At 63.3% G+C, this 15,495-nt stretch carries 16 protein-coding genes and 1 tRNA gene; 6 read left to right on the top strand and 11 right to left on the bottom strand.

What is annotated here, in order from left to right:
• Positions 1–6 precede the first annotated feature (6 nt).
• Positions 7–768 carry a TadE/TadG family type IV pilus assembly protein gene (locus AAG612_RS02380; RefSeq protein WP_342506889.1) on the top strand — a complete coding sequence of 254 codons (762 nt, stop codon included), beginning with the start codon at positions 7–9 and terminating at the stop codon, positions 766–768.
• 49 nt (positions 769–817) lie between these two features.
• On the opposite strand, the gene AAG612_RS02375 is transcribed toward AAG612_RS02380, so the two are convergent.
• The 3 genes from AAG612_RS02375 to AAG612_RS02365 form a co-directional block, all read right to left on the bottom strand.
• Positions 818–2,221, bottom strand: a complete 1,404-nt coding sequence (locus AAG612_RS02375; RefSeq protein WP_342506887.1) for a pyruvate dehydrogenase complex E1 component subunit beta — start codon at positions 2,219–2,221, stop codon at positions 818–820.
• Positions 2,222–2,224: 3 nt separating this feature from the next.
• Positions 2,225–3,313 (bottom strand): pyruvate dehydrogenase (acetyl-transferring) E1 component subunit alpha, encoded by a 1,089-nt coding sequence (pdhA, locus tag AAG612_RS02370; RefSeq protein ID WP_425341825.1) that lies wholly within the window; start codon positions 3,311–3,313, stop codon positions 2,225–2,227.
• A 118-nt stretch (positions 3,314–3,431) separates the two neighbouring features.
• On the bottom strand, positions 3,432–3,773 hold the full coding sequence (locus AAG612_RS02365; RefSeq protein ID WP_342506886.1) for an FtsB family cell division protein: 342 nt from the start codon (positions 3,771–3,773) through the stop codon (positions 3,432–3,434).
• 246 nt (positions 3,774–4,019) lie between these two features.
• Between AAG612_RS02365 and hppD the strand changes: the two genes are divergently transcribed.
• The 3 genes from hppD to AAG612_RS02350 all read left to right on the top strand — a co-directional run bounded on the left by hppD (position 4,020) and on the right by AAG612_RS02350 (position 6,731).
• Positions 4,020–5,150, top strand: coding sequence for a 4-hydroxyphenylpyruvate dioxygenase (gene hppD / locus AAG612_RS02360; RefSeq protein WP_342506884.1), 1,131 nt, complete (start codon positions 4,020–4,022; stop codon positions 5,148–5,150).
• The gene (locus AAG612_RS02355) at positions 5,147–5,725 is read left to right on the top strand and encodes a VOC family protein (protein ID WP_342506881.1); all 579 of its coding nucleotides are present in this window, start codon (positions 5,147–5,149) and stop codon (positions 5,723–5,725) included. Before hppD ends, AAG612_RS02355 begins: the two co-directional genes overlap by 4 nt.
• Before the next feature lie 82 nt (positions 5,726–5,807).
• Entirely contained in the window at positions 5,808–6,731 is a 924-nt protein-coding gene (locus AAG612_RS02350; protein WP_342506879.1) for a mechanosensitive ion channel family protein, read from the top strand.
• A 3-nt stretch (positions 6,732–6,734) separates the two neighbouring features.
• Here the strand turns inward: AAG612_RS02350 and AAG612_RS02345 are convergent, their stop codons facing one another.
• From AAG612_RS02345 to grxC, 5 genes are all read right to left on the bottom strand, one after another.
• A complete protein-coding gene (locus tag AAG612_RS02345) occupies positions 6,735–7,469 on the bottom strand; it encodes a DUF1499 domain-containing protein (RefSeq protein ID WP_342506877.1) in 735 nt (244 codons plus the stop codon).
• 27 nt (positions 7,470–7,496) lie between these two features.
• A tRNA-Arg gene (locus AAG612_RS02340) sits at positions 7,497–7,573 on the bottom strand.
• A gap of 213 nt (positions 7,574–7,786) precedes the next feature.
• Positions 7,787–8,263 (bottom strand): DUF1178 family protein, encoded by a 477-nt coding sequence (locus AAG612_RS02335; protein ID WP_342506875.1) that lies wholly within the window; start codon positions 8,261–8,263, stop codon positions 7,787–7,789.
• Complete coding sequence (locus AAG612_RS02330; protein ID WP_342506874.1) at positions 8,260–9,087, bottom strand: carbon-nitrogen hydrolase family protein; 828 nt, start codon at positions 9,085–9,087, stop codon at positions 8,260–8,262. Before AAG612_RS02330 ends, AAG612_RS02335 begins: the two co-directional genes overlap by 4 nt.
• Positions 9,087–9,347 carry a glutaredoxin 3 gene (grxC, locus tag AAG612_RS02325; RefSeq protein WP_342506873.1) on the bottom strand — a complete coding sequence of 87 codons (261 nt, stop codon included), beginning with the start codon at positions 9,345–9,347 and terminating at the stop codon, positions 9,087–9,089. The genes AAG612_RS02330 and grxC overlap by 1 nt, the downstream gene beginning before the upstream one ends.
• 143 nt (positions 9,348–9,490) lie before the next feature.
• On the opposite strand from grxC, the gene AAG612_RS02320 reads away from it, so the two are divergent.
• Positions 9,491–9,985, top strand: coding sequence for an Hsp20 family protein (locus AAG612_RS02320; protein WP_342506872.1), 495 nt, complete (start codon positions 9,491–9,493; stop codon positions 9,983–9,985).
• 326 nt (positions 9,986–10,311) lie between these two features.
• Here AAG612_RS02320 and AAG612_RS02315 read toward each other — a convergent pair whose 3' ends face one another.
• From AAG612_RS02315 to tpiA, 3 genes are all read right to left on the bottom strand, one after another.
• The gene (locus AAG612_RS02315; RefSeq protein WP_342506871.1) at positions 10,312–11,946 is read right to left on the bottom strand and encodes a CTP synthase; all 1,635 of its coding nucleotides are present in this window, start codon (positions 11,944–11,946) and stop codon (positions 10,312–10,314) included.
• Positions 11,947–12,034: 88 nt separating this feature from the next.
• The gene (gene secG, locus AAG612_RS02310; protein WP_342506870.1) at positions 12,035–12,442 is read right to left on the bottom strand and encodes a preprotein translocase subunit SecG; all 408 of its coding nucleotides are present in this window, start codon (positions 12,440–12,442) and stop codon (positions 12,035–12,037) included.
• A gap of 81 nt (positions 12,443–12,523) precedes the next feature.
• On the bottom strand, positions 12,524–13,294 hold the full coding sequence (gene tpiA, locus AAG612_RS02305; RefSeq protein WP_342506869.1) for a triose-phosphate isomerase: 771 nt from the start codon (positions 13,292–13,294) through the stop codon (positions 12,524–12,526).
• A gap of 262 nt (positions 13,295–13,556) precedes the next feature.
• On the opposite strand from tpiA, the gene AAG612_RS02300 reads away from it, so the two are divergent.
• A complete protein-coding gene (locus AAG612_RS02300; protein WP_342506867.1) occupies positions 13,557–15,494 on the top strand; it encodes a peptidyl-prolyl cis-trans isomerase in 1,938 nt (645 codons plus the stop codon).
• Position 15,495 lies beyond the last annotated feature (1 nt).

The raw sequence follows: 15,495 nt of genomic DNA, 5'->3' as shown, positions 1-15,495 counted from the left end.
GTCGGCATGGCCAGAAGAATCGCGAGGCTGCGCACCATTGCGCACGATCGCAGCGGCCTTGCGCTGGTCGAGTTCGCGCTGTCGCTGCCCTTGCTGCTGGGCCTGTTCCTGACCGGGGCCGAGCTGACCAATTACATCACGGTGCGGATGCGACTGAGTCAGCTGGCGCTCCATCTGGCCGATAATGCCGCGCGCGTGGGCGTCGGCGGGCCGCGCGAGGCCAAGAAGGTCTACGAATCCGACATTCACGACCTGATGGACGGCGCGCAGGTTCAGGCCGGCGAGCTCAATCTCTACGATCAGGGCAGGATCGTCATCACCAGTCTGGAGCCGATGGCTGGCGCCAATCCGAACAACAAGGCTCGGATTCGCTGGCAGAGGTGCAAGGGCAGCAAGGACTACGATTCACCCTACGACGATCAGAAAGAAAACCTCGACGGGATCGGTCCGACGGGGCGGCAGGCACTCGTCGAAACCGATGGCGTGACGATGTTCGTGGAGGTCTACTACGAATACCGACCGCTCATTTCGGCCAGCCTCGTGCCCGACATCGAAATCAGCGAGATCGCGTCGATGATGGTGCGCGAACGTCGCGATACCGCAGGCGCGAACGACGGCCTCTACCCGGTCAGCGGCGTGACTCCGGCCGACTGCTCCACCCCTTCACCCACGCCAAGTCCGTCACCGACCAATCCGTTTCGCGACAATGCAGCCATCGGGGTGTGTCATACGACACACCACGACGGCTACCATTGCCATACGATCTAGCGAGATCCGCTCGACTTCCGATTGGTCGCTCGCACAGCCGGTCGGGCGGTCACCCCTCGACGTAACAGACCTTCTTGACCGCCTTCACGATCCGGTCGGTGTCGATCAAGGCCATCGCCTCGAGGTTCGCGGCATAGGGTAGCGGCACGTCCTCGTTGCTGACCCGCGTCACGGGCGCATCGAGATAGTCGAAGCCGTCTTCCATGCAGATCGCCACGATCTCGCTCGCGATGGAGCAGGTCGGCCAGCCTTCCTCGGCGACCACCATGCGGTTGGTCTTCTTGAGGCTTTCGAGCACGGTTTCCTTGTCCAGCGGACGCAGCGTACGCAGGTCGATAACCTCGGCCTCGATGCCCTGCCCGGCCAGTTCTTCCGCCGCTTCCAGCGCGAGGCCGACTGCGATCGAATAGGACACGATCGTCACGTCGCTGCCTTCGCGCACGATGCGTGCCTTGCCGATCGGCAGCACGTAATCGTCCATCTCGGGCACATCGAAGCTACGCCCGTAGACCAGCTCGTTCTCGAGGAATACGACTGGATCTTCGCTTCGGATCGCGGCCTTCATCAGGCCCTTTGCGTCCGCCGCGTCGTAAGGTGCGATCACGATCAGGCCCGGCACGCTGGCGTACCAGGGGCCGTAATTCTGGCTGTGCTGCGCGCCGACACGGCTTGCGGCGCCGTTGGGCCCGCGGAAGACCATCGGGCAGCGCATCTGGCCACCTGACATGTAGTTGGTCTTGGCGGCCGAGTTGATGATGTGGTCGATCGCCTGCATCGCGAAGTTGAAGGTCATGAACTCGACGATCGGACGCAGACCGCCCATCGCAGCGCCCGTTCCGAGGCCGGCAAAGCCATATTCGGTGATCGGCGTGTCGACCACGCGCTTGGCGCCGAACTCGTCCAGCAGGCCCTGCGTGACCTTGTAGGCGCCCTGATACTCGGCGACTTCCTCGCCCATCACGAACACGCGCTCGTCCCGGCGCATTTCCTCGGCCATCGCATCGCGCAAGGCTTCGCGCACGCTGGTCGAGACCATTTTCGTGCCTTCGGGAATCGCAGGATCGCTGGCGGGCGAACGGGTCGGCTTTTCCGCCGTATCCGTCACATCGGCTTCGGAGGGCTCGCGGCCAACGTCCTTGCCTTCGCCTTCGACATCTTCCTTGGGTTCCTCAGACGACGCGGCAGGCGCTTCGATATCGCCCACATCCTCGCCCTCGTCGGCCATCATCGCGATGACCGCGCCGACGGACACGCCTTCGGTGCCTTCATCGACGAGGATCTTCGCCAGCGTGCCTTCGTCGACCGCCTCGAATTCCATCGTCGCCTTGTCGGTCTCGATCTCGGCGATGATGTCGCCGATCTCGATCTTGTCACCTTCGGACTTGAGCCACTTGGCGAGCGTGCCCTCTTCCATCGTGGGCGAGAGCGCGGGCATCTTCAGTTCGGTTGCCATCGCTCAATACTCCTCCACCAGAACGTCGGTGTAGAGTTCCTTGCCCTCCGGTTCAGGCGAATTTTCCGCAAAGTCGGCAGCTTCGGAAACCCGCGAGCGGATGCCCTTGTCGATATCCTTCAATTCGTCCTCGCTCTTGCCCTGCTCGATCAGTGCCTTCTTGATCCGCTCGATCGGGTCGTGGTGGTCCTTCTGGTCCTGCACTTCCTCGCGCGTGCGGTACTTCGCCGGGTCGGACATCGAGTGCCCGCGATAGCGATAGGTGTTGCACTCCATCAGCACCGGGCCGTTGCCCTCGCGCACGTGCTTGAACGCCACTTCGGCGGCCTGGCGCACCTCCAGCACGTTCATGCCATCGACTTCCATGCCGGGAATGCGGAAGCTGGTGCCGCGGCGGTAGAAGCGGGTCTCGGCGCTCGACCGTTTGGTCGCGGTGCCCATCGCGTACTGGTTGTCTTCGACCACGAAACAGATCGGCAGGTTCCACAAGGCGGCCATGTTGAACGCTTCGTACACCTGGCCCTGGTTCGCCGCGCCGTCGCCGAAATAGGCGAGCGTCATGCCGCCATCCTCGTTGTACTTGTGCGCGAAGGCCAGCCCTGCGCCCAGCGGCACCTGTGCGCCGACGATGCCGTGCCCGCCATAGAATTTATGCTCGGTGCTGAACATGTGCATCGAGCCGCCCTTGCCCTTCGAGATACCCGCCTGGCGCCCCGTCAATTCGGCCATGATGACCTTGGGGTCGATCCCGTAGGCGAGCATGTGGCCATGATCGCGATAGCCGGTGATGACCGAATCCCTGTCGTTATCCAGCGCGGACTGGAGCCCGATCGCGACCGCTTCCTGCCCGATGTAAAGATGACAGAACCCACCGATCAAGCCGAGGCCATAGAGCTGGCCCGCGCGTTCCTCGAACCGGCGGATCAGCAGCATCTGCTCGTAGAAACGCAGCATCTGCTCGTCGTCGGCTTCGAAGGTCTTGTTCTTCTCGAACTCTTCCTGAAGCGACTTCAGCGCGAAATCGGGGTCGTCCTTTGCGACCATGCTCTCGGCCTGCGGGGCCTTCTTCTTGGGGGCGGGTTTTTTGGCCAATTGATGCTCCTTCGCAGGCTGACGACCTATTGCGACAACGCCCATGACGTAACGTCGCGGGGCATGCAATGGTTGCTTGTGAGGTTCGGGGCAGTGAAACCACCGCCACCATGTCGGATCAGTCCGCCGAGGCTTCCGGCTTCGGCAGAATGACCTCGTCGGGATGAACGACGTTGAGGTTTCGCCGCATCATCTCGACCACCATGTCCGGGTCGGCATTGTCGGGATCGAGCGCATCGACCCGCTGGCGCAGGTCGTCGCGCTGTTCCTGCAACATCGCGATGCGCGTTTCGTGCTGGGCGAGCGCGGCGGACGCATCGCTCCACGCGAAAACTCCGCTCGGCCCGGCGATAGCCATGCCACCCATCAGCAGCAGAGCGGCCAGTGCCAAGCCCTGGGTCAGGCGTTCGCGGCGTGCGGCGCGACCCTGTTTTGCCAGTGCTTTTTTCGAGATGTTCATGAATCCCTTGAATCACAAGCGAGTCCGCGAAACAAGCCCCTTGCGGCTGCGCGAGTGCATTTTCCGCTTCGATGCCGGGCATTGCCGGAAGCTGGCCCGATTCGAGCCCGTCGCTAAGATTGACACGGGGGCTGTGCAGACCTAGCTCGTGCCCACCCCCGGGGCAGGCCTTTCCGCTACGGCAATACCGTGAGAAAAGCAGGCAGCACCCGCCAAGAAACCACGATTTATGAAGGAGGATGGCTGATGGCCGACCTGTTCGAAAACCCTGTGGGCCTCGACGGCTTCGAGTTCGTCGAATTCTGCGCGCCGGAAAAGGGCACGCTGGAACCGGTTTTTCAGGCCATGGGCTTTACCCATATTGCCAACCATCGCTCCAAGGACGTGCAGCTGTGGCGGCAGGGCAATATCAACCTCGTCACCAACTACGAACCGATGAGCGCGGCATGGTATTTTGCGCGCGAGCACGGGCCGAGCGCGTGCGGCATGGGTTTCCGCGTGAAGGATTCGGCCGAAGCCTGGGCGAAGCTGATGGATGCCGGCGCAGAGCCGGTCGACACGCAGACCGGCCCGATGGAACTCTCCATCCCCGCGATCAAGGGCATCGGCGGCGCGCTGATCTACATTATCGACCGCTATGCCGATGCCGATGGCGAAGGAAGCGCGGACGGTCTTTCGGTCTACGACATCGATTTCGAATATCTCGACGGGGTCGAGAAATATCCCGAAGGCGCGGGCTTCCAGCGGATCGACCACCTTACGCACAATGTTTACGGCGGACGGATGGCCTATTGGGCCGACTGGTACGAAAACCTGTTCAACTTCCAGGAAATCCGCTTCTTCGACATCAAGGGCGAATATACCGGCCTGACCTCCAAGGCACTGACCGCGCCGGACGGCAAGATCCGCATCCCGCTCAACGAAGAAGGCGATGGCGGCAAGGGCCAGATCGAGGAATATCTGCGCGAATTCAACGGCGAAGGCATCCAGCACATCGCCCTGATCTGCGACGACCTGATCGCCGCGTGGGACAAGCTCAAGGAATTCGGCGTGCCGTTCATGACCGCACCGCCCGAAACCTATTACGAAATGCTGTCCGAGCGCTTGCCCGATCACGGCCAGCCGGTCGACGAACTGAAGGCCCGCGGCATCCTGCTCGACGGGACGACCGAAGGTGGCAACCCCCGCCTGCTGCTGCAGATTTTCGCGGAAGCGCAGGTCGGCCCGGTGTTCTTCGAGTTCATCCAGCGCAAGGGTGACGAAGGCTTCGGCGAAGGCAATTTCAAGGCGCTGTTCGAAAGCATGGAGCGCGACCAGGTGCGGCGCGGTGTGCTGAACGTGGAAGACGCGAAGACCGTGTCGGAACCGGCAGAATGAATGAAGCGAGCCATCCGGTAAACCTCGGCGGCGTCCACCACGCCGCCTATCGTTGCAAGGACGCGAAAGAGACGGTCGAGTGGTACGAGAAGGTGCTTGGTATGGAATATACCAGCGCCTTTTCGGAGGATCACGTGCCCTCTACGGGCGAATACGACCCGTACATGCACGTCTTCCTCGACGCGGGTAACGGCAATATTCTCGCCTTTTTCGAACTGCCCAACCAGAAGGACATGGGCCGGGACGAGAATACGCCGATGTGGGTCCAGCACCTCGCCTTCAAAGTGGCGGACGAGGATGCGCTGGTCGCCGCCAAGGAGCATATCGAGGGCCTCGGCATCGATGTCCTCGGCCCCACGCATCACGGCATCTTCAAGTCGATCTACTTCTTCGATCCGAACGGCCACCGCGTGGAGCTCGCCGCCGATATCGGCACCGACGAGCAGTATGCGGAGCTCAAGCGCGTCGCCATGCCCATGCTCGACGAATGGAGCGAAACCAAGAAGGCGCCACAGCATGCCGCTTGGCTGCACGAGATCGCGCGCGAGGAACATGCGAAAGGAAAGGGCGCCTAACCCGCCTTTTCCCTACCGCCTTTCGGCCAGGGCGGAACCAGCCCCGCTTTTGCGCCGTTAGTGGCGCAAAACGGGGAGTTTCATGAGCGTACCGAATACGACGCCTGCGGGCGAAACCTACGACCAGACCGTCAACACGCTGGGCACCTTGCAGGACCAGCTGGTCGACATGGCGGAGGGCTTCATCCGCGCCCTCCCCAATTTTGCCATTGCCATCCTCATCCTTCTGGTGACCTGGATCGTCGCGCGCATCGCGGTGCGCGGGGTCAGCCGCGCGATCGGCAAGACCGACATGCGCCCCAGCCTGCAAAATCTGATTGATACCGTCGTGAAGCTCGGCATCTGGATCGTCGGCCTGATGATCGCGCTGATCGTGGTCATGCCCGGGATGACGCCCGCCAGCCTGATCGCCGGGCTCGGCATCGGCGCGGTCGCGATAGGGTTCGCCTTTCAGGATATCTTCGAGAACTTCCTCGCGGGCGTGCTGATCATGCTGCGCGAGAAGATGCGGATCGGCGACGTGATCGAGTGCGAGGGGATCAAGGGCAAGGTCGAGCATATTACCCTGCGCGAGACCCATGTGCGCAAGCTTTCGGGCGAGCTGACCATCGTGCCCAACTCGATGATCTTCAAGAACCCGGTCGAGATCCTGACAGACGAGCAGCTGCGCCGCCACGAGGTGGTCGCGGGAGTCTCCTACGACACCGATCTGGATCATGCGGCACAGGTGATCCGCAAGGCGGTCGAGGGCGTCGAGGGGATTGAGAAGGGCAAGGGCATCGACATCTTCGCCACCACCTTCAATTCCAGCTCGGTCGATTTCCTCGTCCGCTGGCACGCAGGCTCGACCCCGCGTGATGGGTGGGAATCGACCGACAAGGTGGTACGCGCGATCAAGCGCGGGTTGGACGAGGCAGGGATCGAAATCCCCTTCCCCTACGTCACGCACACCTTCAAGGAACGTGTACCCCTGGGCCGCGAACCCGGCGAAACCGTCGAAGGCTGACGCCTACCGCACTGCGGCGAGATCTTCGAGGAAGTCGCGAATCCGGTCTGCATTCACACCCAGATCACCGATGCCGACCCGGCTGGTGGAGCGCATGTCGACCAGGCTGCGGTCGGCACCGTCGGGCCGGACGCGGATCACGACCTCGTCTTCGAAACGGATGTACGACGCATAGGCGGTCGCCTCCAGCCGACCCGCTTCGGGGTCGACCGCGCGGATCGTCCAGCCGCGCGCCTTGGCGAGCTTTTCGGCATCGCGAATGGTCTGCGCAACCGGCCGGTCGAGCACCACGCTGCGCAGATCCGGATAGCCGATCTCGTGCAGCGAAACCCATTCGCTGGGCTCGCTCAATCCGCGCAGATTGTCTTCGGGCAAAGTGATTGCCTCGAACTGCGGCACGTCGGCAAGGTCGGTGGTCGCATCGTGAATCATGGGCGCGTCGGCCCCCATCGCCACGCGGACCGCGAGACATCCGACGAAGCCGAGGGCAATGAAAAAACCCGGCACGGCTGCACGCAGCGCGGGCCAGCCCTTACGCCAATTCAGGATCACCGCGATCAGCCCGATCACCAGTGCGGCTGCCGCGAAGGGCGCCGACTGGACGAGATATCCGAACCCTTCCAGTTTCCCGATCCGGTCGACGCGCGCCAGCGTCATCCCCGTAAACGCAACGATCGTAGCGCCGAGCGCCAGCAAGAGTGCCAGCCACGAAAAGCCTGTGGTCCATTTATGCGTCATGCGCGATTGCCCCCCTCGCAATGTGCGTGGTGCGCCCGACAGGACTCGAACCTGTGGCCCCCGGATTAGGAATCCGATGCTCTATCCACCTGAGCTACGGGCGCGCCGGGCGCGGGTTTATCGGCAGTCGCCGTGCGCCGCAATGAGGGAAGCCGCAATGGCCCCCGGATAGACCTCCGCTAACGCTCCGGTCGTCTCCGCCGCTACGCGGCTCCGGCAAGGGATCCGATGCTCTATCCACCCGATCTACGGGTGCGCCGGGCGCGGCGTTATCGGCAGTCGTCGTGCGGCCGCAATGCGCGAAGCAGCAATGGTGCTCAGTTGGTCTCGTCGGGTGGCGTGAAGGGGACCAGCAGCGGCGCGATGGTGATGCCTTCTTCCAGAAGTTCGCGCGCTTCCTTTGCATCGGCCTTGCCGTGAATCAGCGCCGCATCCTTCTCGCCATAGTGCATCGCGCGGCTTTCCTCGGCGAACTTGCTGCCGACATAGGTGCTGTCCTTGATCGTCTCGGCCTGCAGCTTGGCGAGCTTCGCCATCGCTTCCTTGAGCGCAGGCGGCAGCGCACCGCCCTGGCTCTGGTCGGCATCGCTTTCGACCTTGGCCGGAAGATCCGCACGCTGCACATTGCCTTTCGCGGGAACGGCGGGAGCCATTGGCGCTTTCCTTACCGCTCCCGAACCGCAATGCGGGCAGACCAACAGGCCCTTCGCGCCCTGTTCCTCGAATGCGGAGGACGAGCGGAACCAAGCCTCGAAGCGATGGCCGTCGTCGCAGGCAAGGTCGAACACGATCATGGTTGCGACAGATCGGGAATGGCGCGGCGATTGGCAAGGCTGGGCACTTGTTTGCGCACCTTGGCGATCCGGTCCGGGTCGATTTCGGCGAATCCGAGCCCGGCCTCATCTCCGCCCATATCCAGCAATACGTCGCCCCACGGGTCGACCACCAGGCTATGGCCATAGGTCGTGCGCCCGTCGGCATGCTCGCCGACCTGCGCGGCCGCGACCACGAAGGCGCTGGCCTCGATCGCGCGGGCGCGCACCAGCGTATGCCAGTGCGCGGTGCCCGTGGGCACGGTGAAGGCGGCGGGAATCGCGATCATGTCGCACTTCGCCCTACCCAGCGCGTCGAACAGCGCGGGAAAGCGGATGTCGTAACAGATCGTCAGACCAAGCCTGCCGGCAGGCGTTTCGTCGGCGACACCCAGCGCCTCACCCGCCAGATAGGCATTCGACTCGCGCCAGCTCTCGCCGGTGTCGAGATCGACATCGAACATATGGAGCTTGTCGTACTGCGCCGCGATCTCACCCGACGGTGCGATCAGCAGCGACCGATTGGCGAGCATCGCATTTTCCAACCTTACCGGCAGGCCGAAAGTCGCCCAGATAGCGTGCTCCTTCGCCGCCGCGCACAGCCGGTCGACGATGCCGGGATAGCCCGGATCGTCCATCGCTCCGGTGGCACGCTTGCGGTCGCGGTCGAGCAACAGCGCCATCTCGGGCGCAAACAGCATGTCCGCCCCGCCCTCGCGTGCATCGGCCATCGCCGCGATGATCGCATTCGCGTTCACCTCCGGATCGATGCCGGAGGTCATCTGAAGAACCGCGATGCGGCTCATCAGCCGGCCAGCATCTCATCAAGCTTGCCTTCGCGATCCAGCGCGGCGAGCTCGTCCGATCCGCCCACGTGAGTATCGCCGATGAAGATCTGGGGCACGGTGCGCGCATTGGGCGCACGCTCCTGCATCTCGTCCTTCTTCTCGCCGCCCATAGTGATGTCGTACTCGTTGAAATCGACGCCCTTCTGCTCGAGTAGCGATTTGGCACGGAAGCAGTATCCGCATCCGAACTTGGTATAGATATCGACTTTAGCTGCCACTGATTGTCCCTCGCGTGTTCGCTGTGAGCGGGCTCTTGCACGGTCTGCAAGCCACCCTACATAAATTCCGTCCGGCGATGCCACGATGGGTCGATCCGGACAGCTTGTGACTAACAGAATCGCTCAATGGAGGATTTGTTTCAATGGCACGTATCGATTTTACGCCCTATCGCCGCAGCACGGTCGGTTTCGACCACCTGTTCGACCTGCTCGAAAGCTCGGTCCGCAACAGCGGCGACAACTACCCCCCTTTCAACATCGAGAAGCGCGGCGAGGATGATTTCCGCATCACGCTGGCACTCGCGGGCTTCCGCGCGGATGATATCGACATCACCGCGCAGCAGAACCTGCTGACCATCACTGGTCGCAAGCAGGACGAAGCGAAGGCTGCCGAGAGCGAGATGCTGCATCTCGGGATCGCCAATCGCGGGTTTGAGCGCCGCTTCGAACTGGCCGACCACGTGCGTGTCGCCAGTGCCGACCTCGCAGACGGACTGCTGGTGATCGATCTGGTGCGCGAAGTGCCCGAGGCGATGAAGCCCAAGAAGATCGCGATCAACGGGCAGCAGAAATCCTCGCTCAGCATCGTCGATGCATCGGACGATGGCGACGCGGAGCGCGGCAAGGACGCCGCCTAGCGCTCGCCCTGCCCCGCGTAGCTTGATCTGCGCATCACAACGGCCCGTCGTCTCTCCTAGAGGCGGCGGGCTTTTACTTTAAAATCAGAATATTGAGGCGCGTTTTGGGGCGGCTCCGAAGGAACCGCCCCACGGCTTACGCCGCCTTGACCGAGTCTGGCCGTCCGGGTCGCAGAAGACGATCAAACCCGGGACAAGCTCTTGAATTGGGCACCCCCAAGAAGCGTTGCCCCCACAACGCGAGGGCGCGGCTATGACCCAAATTATGGTAAAGATAAAGGGGGTTCGTCTTTGAACCCTTAAGTCATCACGCAAGTACGTGAAAACTATACCAAACGCGATTGCCTGAGTGCTGCGGCAACAAAGCCTGCAAACAGGGGATGCGGATCGAAGGGGCGTGACTTGAGTTCCGGGTGGAACTGTACGCCCACGAACCAGGGGTGATCCGGCCGCTCGACGATTTCGGGCAGCAATCCGTCGGGCGACATGCCAGAAAAGACCAGCCCGTCACTCTCCAGACGCTCGCGATAGGCGCCATTGACCTCGTAGCGGTGGCGATGCCGTTCGGAAATTTCGGTCGCGCCGCCATAGATCGCGCTGATATGGCTGTTGCCCGCCAGCTTCGCTTCGTAGGCGCCAAGCCGCATGGTGCCGCCAAGATCGCCGTCCGCAGCGCGCGTTTCGAGACCTTCCTTGGTCATCCATTCGGTGATGATGCCCACCACAGGCTCATCGGTATCGCCGAACTCGGTCGAGGATGCGCCTTCGACGCCCGCCGCCCGCGCGCTTTCGATGCACGCCATCTGCATGCCGAGACAGATGCCGAAGAACGGCACCTTGCGTTCGCGCGCGAAGCGGACCGACGCGATCTTGCCTTCGCTGCCACGCTCGCCGAAGCCGCCGGGCACCAGAATGCCATGAAGTGGCTCGAGCTCGGCGATGATCTCAGACGGGTCGCGCTCGAAAATCTCGGCGTCGATCCATTTCAGGTGGACCTTCGTCTTGTTCGCCATTCCACCGTGGACGAGCGCCTCGTTGAGGCTCTTGTACGCGTCCTTGAGGCCGACATACTTGCCGACCACGCCGATGGTGACTTCGCCTTCAGGGTTGAAATAGCGGTCGGTGACTTCGCGCCACGGCGAAAGATCGGGCGCGGGTGCATCGGTGATGCCGAATCCGCGCAGCACCTCGGCGTCGAGCCCTTCCTGGTGGTACTGAAGCGGCACCGCGTAGATCGATTTGGCATCGAGAGCCGGAATCACCGCCTGCTGGCGCACGTTGCAGAAATTCGCGATTTTCTGGCGTTCGCTATCCGGAATCGGATGCTCGGCGCGGCACAGCAGAACGTCGGGCTTGATCCCTAGGCTGGCCAGTTCGCGCACTGAATGCTGCGTCGGCTTGGTCTTCAGTTCTCCGGCGGCGGCGATGTAGGGCACCAGCGTCACATGGACGCTCAGCGTCTGCATGGGCTCCAGCTCGTTACGCAGTTGGCGAATCGCTTCCATGAAGGGCAGCGATTCGATGTCGCCGACCGTGCCGCCGATCTCGCACAGGATGAAATCGTGGTCGCCCTGGTCGGCCAGCGCGAACGCCTTGATCGCGTCGGTGACGTGCGGAACGACCTGAACCGTCGCGCCCAGATAGTCGCCGCGACGCTCCTTGGCGATGATGTCCTGATAGACCCGGCCCGAGGTGATGTTGTCGCCCTGGTGCGCGGAAACGCCGGTAAAGCGCTCGTAATGACCCAGATCGAGGTCGGTCTCCGCCCCGTCGTCGGTCACGTAGACCTCACCGTGCTGATAGGGGCTCATCGTCCCCGGATCGACGTTCAGATAGGGGTCGAACTTACGGATGCGGACCTTGTAGCCACGCGCCTGCAGCAACGCGCCGAGCGATGCCGCCATGAGACCTTTGCCGAGCGAGGAGACCACGCCGCCGGTGATGAAGATATACCGCGCCATGGGAGGTGAGCCTTACGTGGCGTTGACGGGCAAAGGCAAGCCGCTGCGAAGCGCTGCTCGCCGCAATCCCCGAATTTCCGGATGAAATTTATTCGGTCGCGCCTGCGAGCGGGTCCGAGTTGCCTTCGGGCACCGAATCGACCGGCGGATCGCCGTCGAGCCCTTCGCTGTCGAGCGGGCCGTTCTCTGCCAGCGGATCGGGCGCAACCGCAGGTGCGGTCGTGCCGACATTGCGGTCCAGCGTCGATTCGATCGCATCGCCGCCCGACATGTCCACCGCCATCGATGCGAGGATGATCGACAGAACGACGAAAGCCACCGCCAGCCAGCGCGTAGCGCGGGTCAGGAAGTCCGCCGCGCCGCGCGCGCTCATCATTCCGCCCGGCGAGCCGCCGCCGCCGATGCCCAGCCCCCCGCCTTCGGAACGCTGCATCAGGATCACGCCGACCAGCGCAGCGGCGACCAGTGCCTGGAGAACGGTGAGGAAGAGAAACATTGTCGGTTACTGCTTTCGAAGAATTGATGTGATGAGAGCTAGGAACTGGCACGCCGCGACGCAAGCGCGGCGGCGCTCGAGCTAATCCCGGTTGGCGATCACTTCCTGCGCGGCCAGCACGATGTTCATGAAGCTTTCGGCAGACAGGCTCGCCCCGCCGACCAGCGCTCCGTCCACCTCGTCCGCCGCAATGATTTCTGCCGCGTTGTCCGCATTGACCGAACCGCCATAGATGATCCGGATCGCGGTGCCCGCTTCCTCGCCGAAGGTCTTGACCAGGTATTCGCGGATCGCGGAGTGCATTTCCGAAATGTCTTCTACGCCCGCCGCAGCGCCGCTGCCGATCGCCCAGATCGGTTCGTAGGCGATGGTCAGCCGCTCGCCCGGCTCCTCGATCTCGGTGGGCAGCGAGGCCTTGATCTGACGCAGCACATGCTCGACCGCCTTGCCCGCTTCGCGCTTGGCCATCGGCTCGCCGCAGCACAGGATGACCTTCAGGCCCGCATCGAACGCGGCCTGCGCCTTCTCGGCGACCAGCTTGTCCTTCTCGCCATGGCCATCGCGGCGTTCGCTATGGCCGAGAATGACGAAGCCAGCGCCCGCATCGGCGACCATCGCGGCGGAAATGTCGCCGGTATGCGCGCCGCCATCCGCCGGATGGCAATCCTGCGCGCCGACGCCGATCTGCTCGGCTTCGCGCCGAACCGGGTGAATCAGGGTGAACGGTGGAGCGAGGGCAATCTCCACCTGCATCAGTCGTTGCGCTGCGCGATCGATCGCACGCGCTTCGGACAGCATCGCGCGCGTGCCGTGCATTTTCCAGTTGCCAACGATGAAAGGGCGGTTCGCCATTCCGTATAGTTTCCTGTTGTGTTTTTCGAAATGTGGTGCGCGACGGTTCGTTCCGTACGCAGCTGCCGGTCGGTAGCGAAGCAATCCCGGACAGTCAAAACCCACGTAGCGACACCCACGTCAAAACCCGTAATGCGTGGCCTTGCGGCACCCCGGCTGCCCATTTAAGGGTCGCGCCGGTCTGCAAGTGCGTTTCCTTCGCGTGCGCAGGCCGATAAAGCTCCATTATAGCATCGCCCCATCCGCCAAGGCCCGTCATTCGATGATCAATTTCTTCCGTTCCTTCTTCCAGTCCAAGATCGGCCTCGCCATCACGATCGGCTTTCTCGTGCTGATCGCGCTCGCCTTTGCCAGCGCCGACGTGTCGACCACCGGCACTTTCGGGGGCCTGTCGGGCACCAACAACGTGGCCGTGGTCGGCGACGAGGAAGTGACCACCGCAGAACTGCGTGAATCGGCCAACAACGCGTTCCGCCAGGTACAAAGCAACGACCCGACCATGTCGCTGGAGGAATTCCTCGCCGAAGGCGGCCTGACGATGGCACTCAACGACTTGCTCGAACGGGTTTCGGTGTCGGAATACGGACGCATGCTCGGGCTGCGCGTGGGCGATAACCTGATCAATAGCGAGATCATGCAGATTCCCGCGTTTCAGGGCCCGGACGGCAATTTCAACGAGAGCCTCTATCGTCAGGCGCTCCAGCGGCAGGGTCTGACCGACCAGCTGGTGCGCGAGGATCTGAGCGACGGGCTGGTCGCCCGCCAGGTGCTGATCCCGGCGGTGTTCGGCGCAAGGCTGCCGGACTCGATCGTGAAGCGTTACGCCACGCAGCTGCGCGAGCGGCGCGAAGGCTCGATCGCGCTCGTCCCCTCGCAGCAATTCCTCCCCGATGAAGACCCGACGGACGAGCAGCTGCAGAAATTCTACCGCGAGAATCGCAGCGATTTCATCCTGCCGGAACGGCGCCGGGTGCGCTACGCGGTGTTCGACACCGACGCGATGGGCAACGAAATTCAGCCGACGCAGGCCGAAATCCGCGCCCGTTACCAGGAAAACGCCGACCTCTATCGCGCCAGCGAGGAACGCACTTTCACCCAGCTGATCGTGCCCACCCGGCAGGCGGCGGAAAGCTTCCGCGACCGGATCGAAGGCGGCGCCTCGTTCGCCTCGGTTGCGCGCGACGCGGGCCTGGAATCGGCGGAGATCGGCCCGATCCGGCGCGAGGCTTACGCCCAGCAGGTCAACGACGCGGTCGCCAGCGCGGTGTTCTCCGCCGATGAAGGCGACGTTGCCGAAATCGCGCGCAGCCCGCTTGGCTTCCATGTCGTGCGGATCGACGACGTTACCCCGATCGCCGCACGGTCGCTCGCCGAAGCCCGGCCCGAAATCGAGCAGGCGATCCGGAACGAGAAGGAGCGGAGCGCGATCAACGAATTCGCTTCCGAGATCGAAAATCGCATGAACAGCGGCGAATCGTTCCGACAGGTCGCCGAAGGCCTCGACCTCGATGCCAAGGTCACCGCTCCGCTCCTCGCCTCGGGTGCCGTCTTCGATGGCGAGCAGGGCGAACGCGCGCCACCCGAAGTGCAGCCGCTGCTGACCACGGTGTTCCAAATGGAAGAGGGCCGGCCGCAGATCGCGCAGGGCCAGGGTGGCGACACCTTCATCCTGTTCGAGACCGAATCGATCACGCCTTCCGCCGCCCCGCCGCTGGCCGAAATCCGCGAGGAGGTTTCGGTGATGTGGAAACTCGCCGAAGGGCAGAAAGAAGCGCGCAAGGCCGCGGACCGCATTCTCAAGCGCGTCAATTCGGGCAGCACCCTGGCCGCGGCGATGCGTGCGGAAGATACGCCGCTGCCGCCGGCACGCCCGGTCAACGTCACGCGTGAGCAGTTGATGCAGCAGCAGCAGCCCAATCCGCCGATCGCGCTGATGTTCGCGATGACCGAGGGCTCGGCCAAGCGGCTCCCCGCACCGGGCGACCAGGGCTATTTCCTCGTCGCGCTGGAGGATGTCACCGCTGGGGAACTGGACGCGGACGATCCGCTGATCGGCCAGGCCCGCGCTGGCTACGGCCAGATTCTGCTGCGCGAATATGGCGACCAGATGCGCGTCGCCATCCGCAGTGAAGTTGGCGTGGAACAGAGCGACGATGCCGTGGCCGCGGTCCGCCGCGAGCTGACCGGCGCGACGAACTAGA

Origin of the sequence: Citromicrobium bathyomarinum (assembly GCF_038594605.1) — a bacterium.
Taxonomy (GTDB): domain Bacteria; phylum Pseudomonadota; class Alphaproteobacteria; order Sphingomonadales; family Sphingomonadaceae; genus Alteriqipengyuania; species Alteriqipengyuania bathyomarina_B.
The sequence above is the reverse complement of the archived record's forward strand: the minus strand, read 5'-3'. Positions and strand labels throughout refer to the sequence as shown.

Excerpts from the sequence above, each read along its gene's own strand:
- AAG612_RS02380 (WP_342506889.1), top strand. The coding sequence starts at position 7 with ATGGCCAGAAGAATCGCGAGGCTGCGCACCATTGCGCACGATCGCAGC.
- AAG612_RS02375 (WP_342506887.1), bottom strand. The coding sequence starts at position 2,221 with ATGGCAACCGAACTGAAGATGCCCGCGCTCTCGCCCACGATGGAAGAG.
- AAG612_RS02365 (WP_342506886.1), bottom strand. The coding sequence starts at position 3,773 with ATGAACATCTCGAAAAAAGCACTGGCAAAACAGGGTCGCGCCGCACGC.
- hppD (WP_342506884.1), top strand. The coding sequence starts at position 4,020 with ATGGCCGACCTGTTCGAAAACCCTGTGGGCCTCGACGGCTTCGAGTTC.
- AAG612_RS02355 (WP_342506881.1), top strand. The coding sequence starts at position 5,147 with ATGAATGAAGCGAGCCATCCGGTAAACCTCGGCGGCGTCCACCACGCC.
- AAG612_RS02350 (WP_342506879.1), top strand. The coding sequence starts at position 5,808 with ATGAGCGTACCGAATACGACGCCTGCGGGCGAAACCTACGACCAGACC.
- AAG612_RS02345 (WP_342506877.1), bottom strand. The coding sequence starts at position 7,469 with ATGACGCATAAATGGACCACAGGCTTTTCGTGGCTGGCACTCTTGCTG.
- AAG612_RS02335 (WP_342506875.1), bottom strand. The coding sequence starts at position 8,263 with ATGATCGTGTTCGACCTTGCCTGCGACGACGGCCATCGCTTCGAGGCT.
- AAG612_RS02330 (WP_342506874.1), bottom strand. The coding sequence starts at position 9,087 with ATGAGCCGCATCGCGGTTCTTCAGATGACCTCCGGCATCGATCCGGAG.
- AAG612_RS02320 (WP_342506872.1), top strand. The coding sequence starts at position 9,491 with ATGGCACGTATCGATTTTACGCCCTATCGCCGCAGCACGGTCGGTTTC.
- AAG612_RS02315 (WP_342506871.1), bottom strand. The coding sequence starts at position 11,946 with ATGGCGCGGTATATCTTCATCACCGGCGGCGTGGTCTCCTCGCTCGGC.
- secG (WP_342506870.1), bottom strand. The coding sequence starts at position 12,442 with ATGTTTCTCTTCCTCACCGTTCTCCAGGCACTGGTCGCCGCTGCGCTG.
- tpiA (WP_342506869.1), bottom strand. The coding sequence starts at position 13,294 with ATGGCGAACCGCCCTTTCATCGTTGGCAACTGGAAAATGCACGGCACG.
- AAG612_RS02300 (WP_342506867.1), top strand. The coding sequence starts at position 13,557 with ATGATCAATTTCTTCCGTTCCTTCTTCCAGTCCAAGATCGGCCTCGCC.